Source organism: Bradyrhizobium sp., assembly GCF_050014615.1.
In the GTDB taxonomy this organism is placed as follows: Bacteria; Pseudomonadota; Alphaproteobacteria; order Rhizobiales; family Xanthobacteraceae; genus Bradyrhizobium.
In genome coordinates, this window is record NZ_JBEKCZ010000273.1 from 1 (window position 1) to 5,952 (window position 5,952).

10 protein-coding genes are annotated in these 5,952 nt (G+C 59.0%); 3 read left to right on the forward strand and 7 right to left on the reverse strand.

Annotated features, from left to right (window positions below; genetic code table 11):
- Positions 1-449: PaaI family thioesterase (locus ABR948_RS27635; protein ID WP_428124168.1), on the forward strand; the 449-nt coding region annotated here is incomplete at its 5' end.
- A 13-nt stretch (positions 450-462) separates the two neighbouring features.
- On the opposite strand, the gene ABR948_RS27640 is transcribed toward ABR948_RS27635, so the two are convergent.
- The 4 genes from ABR948_RS27640 to ABR948_RS27655 form a co-directional block, all read right to left on the reverse strand.
- Positions 463-726 carry a hypothetical protein gene (locus ABR948_RS27640; protein ID WP_428124170.1) on the reverse strand — a complete coding sequence of 88 codons (264 nt, stop codon included), beginning with the start codon at positions 724-726 and terminating at the stop codon, positions 463-465.
- A gap of 175 nt (positions 727-901) precedes the next feature.
- Positions 902-1,210 carry a hypothetical protein gene (locus ABR948_RS27645; RefSeq protein ID WP_428124172.1) on the reverse strand — a complete coding sequence of 103 codons (309 nt, stop codon included), beginning with the start codon at positions 1,208-1,210 and terminating at the stop codon, positions 902-904.
- Positions 1,211-1,493: 283 nt separating this feature from the next.
- Positions 1,494-1,745 carry a hypothetical protein gene (locus ABR948_RS27650; RefSeq protein WP_428124174.1) on the reverse strand — a complete coding sequence of 84 codons (252 nt, stop codon included), beginning with the start codon at positions 1,743-1,745 and terminating at the stop codon, positions 1,494-1,496.
- Positions 1,746-2,192: 447 nt separating this feature from the next.
- Entirely contained in the window at positions 2,193-2,468 is a 276-nt protein-coding gene (locus tag ABR948_RS27655; protein WP_428124176.1) for a hypothetical protein, read from the reverse strand.
- A gap of 379 nt (positions 2,469-2,847) precedes the next feature.
- Here ABR948_RS27655 and ABR948_RS27660 point away from each other — a divergent pair, with 379 nt between their 5' ends.
- Complete coding sequence (locus ABR948_RS27660) at positions 2,848-3,030, forward strand: hypothetical protein (protein WP_428124178.1); 183 nt, start codon at positions 2,848-2,850, stop codon at positions 3,028-3,030.
- A gap of 137 nt (positions 3,031-3,167) precedes the next feature.
- Here ABR948_RS27660 and ABR948_RS27665 read toward each other — a convergent pair whose 3' ends face one another.
- Positions 3,168-3,437, reverse strand: coding sequence for a hypothetical protein (locus ABR948_RS27665; protein WP_428124180.1), 270 nt, complete (start codon positions 3,435-3,437; stop codon positions 3,168-3,170).
- A gap of 464 nt (positions 3,438-3,901) precedes the next feature.
- Between ABR948_RS27665 and ABR948_RS27670 the strand changes: the two genes are divergently transcribed.
- Positions 3,902-4,123, forward strand: a complete 222-nt coding sequence (locus tag ABR948_RS27670; protein ID WP_428124182.1) for a hypothetical protein — start codon at positions 3,902-3,904, stop codon at positions 4,121-4,123.
- Positions 4,124-4,175: 52 nt separating this feature from the next.
- Here the strand turns inward: ABR948_RS27670 and ABR948_RS27675 are convergent, their stop codons facing one another.
- Together ABR948_RS27675 and ABR948_RS27680 are read right to left on the reverse strand one after the other, a co-directional pair.
- Positions 4,176-5,153, reverse strand: coding sequence for a GGDEF domain-containing protein (locus tag ABR948_RS27675; protein ID WP_428124183.1), 978 nt, complete (start codon positions 5,151-5,153; stop codon positions 4,176-4,178).
- Positions 5,154-5,341: 188 nt separating this feature from the next.
- On the reverse strand, positions 5,342-5,848 hold the full coding sequence (locus ABR948_RS27680) for a hypothetical protein (protein WP_428124185.1): 507 nt from the start codon (positions 5,846-5,848) through the stop codon (positions 5,342-5,344).
- Between the last annotated feature and the right edge of the window lie 104 nt (positions 5,849-5,952).

A 5,952-nucleotide genomic window follows, 5' to 3' on the forward strand; every position in this document is an offset into this window, starting at 1 on the left:
AATTCGATCCGAAGGATGCCAATTTCGAGGCGCGGGTCCGCACCAGCTTCGCGCGCCAGACCGCCATGGCGACGCTGGGCATTGAAATTACCGGCCTGAAGGCCGGCGAGGTCGAATTGAGAATGCCGTACGCCGCCGCGTATACGCAACAGCATGGTTTTATCCACGCGGGTATCATCACGACCGCGCTCGATACCGCCTGCGGCTATGCCGCTTTCTCGCTGATGCCGAACGACGCGGCGGTGCTGACCGTCGAATTCAAGACCAACCTCATCGCCCCGGCGCGGGGCGATTATTTTCTGTTTCGGGCGCGCGTCGTCAAGCCCGGCCGAACCATCACCGTCTGTGACGCGCAGGCATTCGCGGTGGAGGAAGGCAAGGAGAAACTGGTCGCGACCATGACCGGCACCTTGATGGCGCTGTTTGATCGCGAAGGCATCGCGCATTAGAGCCTGGTTTGAATCAGCTTCCCGACGGCCGCAGCGACGGCGCCACGCCTCCGACCCTCGACCGGTCCCTGCCGACGCTCCAGCCATAAAGCGGTCCCGGGCAGGGCTGCCCGAACCCCGGACCTTGAAGGCAGCTGGTGCTGTAATGCGGCCGCTGCGGTTTCAAACCGTAGGCGTAGCGGTTGCCCGGCCCCAGGGCGTCATCATCCTGAGCCAATGCCGGAGCAGCGATGGCGACAACAACCAGTATTGTGCCGAGCGTTACCATTTTCGTCATGGGCGGTTTTCTCACATTTGTAGCGATGGAGCTGTGGCGGTGGAAGCGGCGGCCCGACTTCCACCGCCTGGAAGCTGGAGCATGATTCAACTGGGTTGAATCATGCTCGTCGCCCATCTAATTGTTTGAGCATGATCTTTTCGGAAAACCGGTTTCCACTTTTCCGGATCATGCTCTAGTCTCCCGGATGAACCGACGGGGTTTCGCCGCCGACCCGCGAGCGATCGCGGCCACTGAAGCCGAAGTCCTCCCGATTGCGTTGAAACTCGGGATCGTAGTGCCCGTTCCATCGGTTGTAGGCTCCGCGAAAACCGTGTCGATGATGGGCCAGGACATGGTGGCGGGTGACGCCGGGCTGTGGCGTCAAACCGTTGCGGCTTCCCGGCCCGATCGGACCGCCACCCTCGTCACCGGCGGCCAAGGCCGGGCTGGCGATTACAGCGGCAACAAATAAAGCCGCGCTCACGATTCTGAATTTTAACATTTGGTTTCCTCCTGTTGTCAGGAGCAAACCCGGTTTCAGTGAAGGCGTTCCGGAATCAGCGCCTAAATTCCACATTAGAAACCTCAACCGACCGTGACTGGCAAACCCGCCTTCGTTGGTTGGCTCCCGGAATCACAATGCGGCACCACCCCCAACCCTTCTCGGGATGGAGGTGGTGCTGCATTTTAAAGAGCGCAAAAAATCGGGTTTGCCGGGCTGGCCGATGGATGGCTGCTTCCGGGTTGTCCCGGAAGCAGCCGATCAAGACATAGCTCGCAGCACATCAGTTCGCGGGATTGAGGCTCGGGCTTTCGCCGCCTACCCTCGACGGGTCCCGTCCGCTGAAGCCGAAGTTCTCCAGGTTCCGATATTCGTCACTGGTTAAATAGGGCGTCATCGACTGATTATGCGCCTGGCGAAAATTCCATTCACTTTGAGTTCGGTCCCCGCGCATGCCCGCGTCCTGAGCGAACGCCGGGGTCGCGATGGCGGCGGAAAGAACAACAATTGCACTGAGTGTTTTGAGGCTGGTCATCGGGTTTCTCCGTTGGTTGGGCTGTCGTTCTGGTAGTTCATGGAGAAAACCCGCGGTTACGAAGCATGTTCCGGTATCCCCGGCTAAATTCCAATTTAGAAACATCACGCGGGCGTGACACCCTGCGATTGTGCAGTCCGCAAAAGATATTCACGATGAAATGCAAATAACAAAAGAAGACCTCGGCCAAGCCAGTGCCGGGTTGCCCAGGACGCACGGCCGCGAGGTAGAAGTTCTTGTGTTGAGAGCGATCCCGCATCGGGATCATGAAAAGGCTACGCTGCCATAGTCGGCGACATCAGCTGCACTGTCACCACGGTCGTGGTCCGTGCAATCGCGCAATCAATCCAGATAAATATTCCCGGGACATTGGAAATGTCCCGGGACCATATCGCGGGGCAAACGGAACATACCTTTGGATATGTTCCGTCGTTCCGATGGCTTGCATTAGTTTCCGGCGGGACGCAGATCCGGATCTTCGCCACCCACTCTGGACGGATCCCGTCCGCTAAAGCCGAAATCCTCGGTGTCGGCGTCCCGGCGCGGGGCAGCATAGACGGCCGCATTCGACTGATTGTACGCGCTGCGATAGTTCGACCGATCATGGGATCGGACATGAGTAGCCGGGCTGGGCTGCTGCACGTCCGCGTCCTGGGCGAACACCGGCGTGGCAATTGCGGCGGAAAGAATCATTACAGCACTTAATGTTTTAAACTTGGTCATTGATTTGATCCTGTTGCTATCGTGATGACGAAGCAAACATAGAACTTCATTTCACAGTCACCATTAAATTCGATGTTAGAGACTTCAACCGGGTGTGATCGGAGAACGAAACACTTCAAGCGGGCGTGATCCGTGAACTGCCGGGTGCGGAAACACGAACCGGACGCGCGCTTTTCTGATTCGCTTAGAGCATGATCTCCGCGCAAACGCCTCTGGCGTTTGTCGCGAGGGAAAACCGGTTTCCACTTTTCCGGATCATGCTCTAAGGCGCCACGAAACAGTTTTGAAACGAGAACGAAACTGTTTTCACGGGCCACACAATCGCAACGAAACCCAATGCTGGTATTGACGGCGCTATCGACCGGTCAGGGAGCGCACAATGACTGCAATTGCAAAAGCCTTGTTGGTGAACGTGATTTACGCGGACTCGCCCGATCTCGATATTTTCAAGACGATTGCCCTGTTTTGCGGCGTCGGCTTGCTGGTCTCGCTGCTGCTGGCAACAGGGCTCGCCTATCTGCCATCAGAGCCGCACACGCTGGATGTGATCGACTGGATGTGAGCGCCGGATTCTTCCGGCAGACGGCTCTGACCGGCGCTCATGGTCGAAGCCCTTTTACCTCGACCCACTTTTACTTTCCCCCGGCGGGACATGAGAACATATCCCTGGATATGTTCTCCATGTCCCGGTCGCGTGAATCAGCTCGGCGGGTTGAGATCCGGATCCATGCCGCCGACGCGCGACGGGTCCCTTCCACCAAAGCCAAAGTTGTCCGTGTTCGATCGTGGAGCGGCGTAGGCGGGCTCATTCACCTGATTATACGCGCCTCGATAATTCCGGACATGGACCCGGACATGATGGGTCGTCGCGGCTTTCGGCGCGATGGCATCCGCATCCTGGGCGAACACCGGCGTGGCGACGGTAGCGCAAAAAATTATCGCAGCGCTGAGTGTCTTGATGTTGGTCATTTGATTTTCTCCGTGTTGTCGGCTGAGCGCCGACGCGAACGACGCGGGTGTAGGAGTCTCTTTCCACCGCGGCCATTAAATTGGATTTCATTCGGCTGAATTGAACGTGATCCGGCGCGGCTGCCGGTACACGTTGGTTTGAAGACACCAACTGGTTATCGGCGTGTGATTTGCGGCGTCGGTTGGCCGGGTTGCCGGCGGCATCAGAGCCGGCCCGGTCGCAGCCTCACATGCGGCGGCTGACGGACCGGATGCAAGCGCCGGATTTTTCTTGACTGCCCACCTGTTCCGGGCACGATCGACGAACGTCCGGTCCGTCCGTTGGATACCGCGCCGTTGATCGGCGGGGATGAGCGACGTGGATGAACGCCATGGAAGAACGACGCGGACGAACGAAGGGCAAGTCTTGGGGGAACATTTGGCGGCCCCAGCGCGTTGTGCATTCCTTGGCCGGAGACCGCGCCATGCAGTTGCGAAGCCTCATTGTCCAGGTGGCGATAACGGCCAGCCTTGCGGCCTGTTCGCGGGAGGTCGAGTACACCGACCAGCAACGGGCGTGCATCGCCCGCCGCTATGGCTATTTCGACGCCAAGAAACTCGATCAGTGCGTCGATGTCTGCAAGACCTGCATGACCGGCAATGACATCACCTGTTACACGTCGTGCAAGCTCAGGGGCGCGGGCTGAGCCGGTGTTGGCGGGAACCAGCACCGCGCCTACTGTCACGTGACCAATCGAATCAGGCGGCGGCGGTCTCGCCTTCGATGTCGTTTTCCGTGACCGTCCGGTTGCGCCCCAGCCGCTTCGCCTCATAGAGGCCGCGATCGCAGCGATCGATCATCGCCTCGGCGGATTCCGCCAGCCGGAATTGCGCGACGCCGATTGAAACCGTGATGCTCGATATCGCCTGGCCCGTGGTGCGCCGGGTCAGGCGCGCTTCGGCAATGCGAAGGCGAATCCGTTCGGCGACCTCCACGCAAGCCGCGAGATCGGTACCGCGCAGCACGGCGATCAGCTCTTCGCCGCCATAGCGGGCCGCAAAATCGCTGTCGCGCACGTTTTCCTGCAACACCTTGGCCACCAGCCGAAGCACCTGATCTCCGACCTGATGGCCATAGGTGTCGTTGAACTTCTTGAAGTGATCGATGTCGATCATCAGGATGCTGAGCGGCTCGTCGCCTTCCATCGCGGCGATCTGCGCCGAACGGAAGAACGCGTCCATCGAGCGCCGGTTCGCCAGCCCGGTGAGCGGATCGGTGTTGGAACGCTCCTCGGCGGCTTTCAGCGAGTCGCGGATTCTGTCGAGCTCTTCCGTGCTCGCGATGAAATTGGTTTCCAGCGCCGCGGCCCGCGCGTTCGCCCTGGCGAGTTCATCCACCAGCTTCTCGATGATCGATCTCGGATCGCTGCTGGTCTGAGCCTGTGACGTGACCTCTCCGAGTGTCTCGATCTGGCTACGATTATCGGAGATCGCGGTGGCGAGAAATTCCCGGGCGTTGGATATCAGGTTTTGCAGTTGTTCCGGAAGGTCAACTTCAGCATCGGACTGGGGCTTGACGAACGTCGCATAGAGTTCGCGATTGATCGAGGCATCGAATTTGCGCTTGTTGCCGATCAGGATATCGATGGTCTTGCGCAGCGCCGGCGACGTGCCCATCGCATAGTCGAACCAGACCGAGAAATTGCCCGGCGTGACCGGCACGGATTGCTGCGACATCGACCGAATAGCCCGATCGGCAACGGTCGTCGCATATTCCACATCCATGTCACCGAAGAGGTCGTCGGCCATCACCCAGATCCAATGTTTCAACAGATTGCTGTCCAAATTTACGGTGCGAGAACTAAACTTTCCTTTAATCTTTTGCCGATAAAGGCGCCGTCATTCACCCAAGATTCACCCAAGATTCAACTAAGGCCCGCGCCCTTCAGCCGCTCGGACAACCAGTCGGACAAGGGCTGGTTGCGCGCCCCGCCGATATACACGTCCGATGTGACACTCGTTTTCGCAAGCGTCAGAGAAACCCCCATTCCATAGGCGAACCACAGATACGGATCGGTCAGCGCGCACAGCTTTTGCCGGTCATGTTCGGGCGGCTGATGATTGCTGGCCTTGCGCACTTCGATCGCGAGCAAATTGTCGGGAACGGCGCGCCGGTGCACGACGATATCGGGATAAACGGATTTTCCGAGATGATCGTCGGTCGAGACGATGCTGCCCTTCGGCATCCGCAGCGTGCGCTCGCCCAGACGGTCGTAATCGCAATCGACCTGCCAGCCGGGGAATTGCCTTTCGAGATACACCGCCAGCCGGTGCGTCAGCGTGCGCTCGCCGAGATCCTTCTCGAACAGATAGGTCTCGCGCGCGTAGAACTCCCCGAGCGCCCTGATAACCCTGTCCAACTCGGCCTGCATCTCGGCTTGCATCTGGCCTCCACGCGTGTCTCGTCATGGCGAGGACTACGTCCGTCATTCCGGGGCGATGCGAAGCATCGAACTACGATGTGCAATTGCACATC